The 275-nt window shown below is 48.7% G+C and carries 1 pseudogene; it reads right to left on the reverse strand.

Annotation, left to right across the window (positions count from 1 at the left end):
• A pseudogene (locus AB4585_RS24215) lies at window positions 1–275 on the reverse strand (ABC transporter permease); the annotation flags it as partial.

Below are 275 nucleotides of genomic sequence, written 5' to 3' on the forward strand. Positions count from 1 at the left end.
AGTAGGTATAGAAAGACGTACTTCCACCTTGCGCTCGGACCATGCGTGCGTTTACGCCTGTCGCTCTAAGGCCAAGACCAAAATCACTATTCAGCAGTCGGATAATAAACATGGCAGCAACAAGAACGAGAACGCCCACCACTAGAGGGCGAATCAGCATAGGATCGCCGATACTCTCAAACGGGGTAAGAATAGTCTCTTCACCCAGCAAGGCTACGTTAGGTCTACCCATAATGCGGATATTGATTGAGAAGGCGGCAATCATGGTAAGAACT

Origin of the sequence: Vibrio sp. 10N.222.49.C9 (assembly GCF_041474985.1) — a bacterium.
GTDB classification, from domain to species: Bacteria; Pseudomonadota; Gammaproteobacteria; order Enterobacterales; family Vibrionaceae; genus Vibrio; species Vibrio crassostreae_C.